The organism is Caballeronia sp. LZ043 (assembly GCF_031451075.1).
Taxonomy (GTDB): Bacteria; Pseudomonadota; Gammaproteobacteria; order Burkholderiales; family Burkholderiaceae; genus Caballeronia.
The window spans coordinates 1-475 of record NZ_JARUXT010000069.1 but is presented as its reverse complement, the minus strand read 5'-3'; the positions used below and the strand labels follow the sequence as shown (position 1 = coordinate 475).

General features: G+C 64.2%; 1 protein-coding gene. It reads right to left on the bottom strand.

Going from position 1 to position 475, the window contains the following annotated elements; all coding sequences use genetic code 11:
- On the bottom strand, nt 1-475 hold a 475-nt coding region (locus QCE64_RS37850; RefSeq protein ID WP_310009528.1), incomplete at both ends, for a hypothetical protein.

Below are 475 nucleotides of genomic sequence, written 5' to 3'. Positions count from 1 at the left end.
CTCGTACAACCCATCGCCCAGGCGTTTCTGTACTTTCTGCGGATCGAGGTCGAGTTGCCGCAAGAAGTAGTCGCTCGAGATGAAGCTCCGCTGGTTCGTAAGAGCCGGATTGGTCACGACGAGATACGTCGCGTCCGGCGCGCTCGTGCGACTGAACAGACCGCCTGGCGGAACCGAGAGGTTCTGCAACACGCCTTGCGCCGTCGCGCCCGCGATTACGGGATCGATCACTCGCGAGCCGGATCGCGTGCCGAGGTCGCCGATCACGACGCCCGAACCCGCCTGAGCCGGAGCGAGTCCGATAGACGGCAAGCCCGCGTTGGCCGCTGTGTTGTCGATGCTCACACCCGAGCCCGAGAACGTGCGGCCTGCGACAAAGCTCGATTCGTAGGCGGGCAGCGCGAAGTATCGGATATCGGCCGGTGCGATCTGAGCATAACCACTCGGACGACCGCCGACAAACGGCGCATCGCCG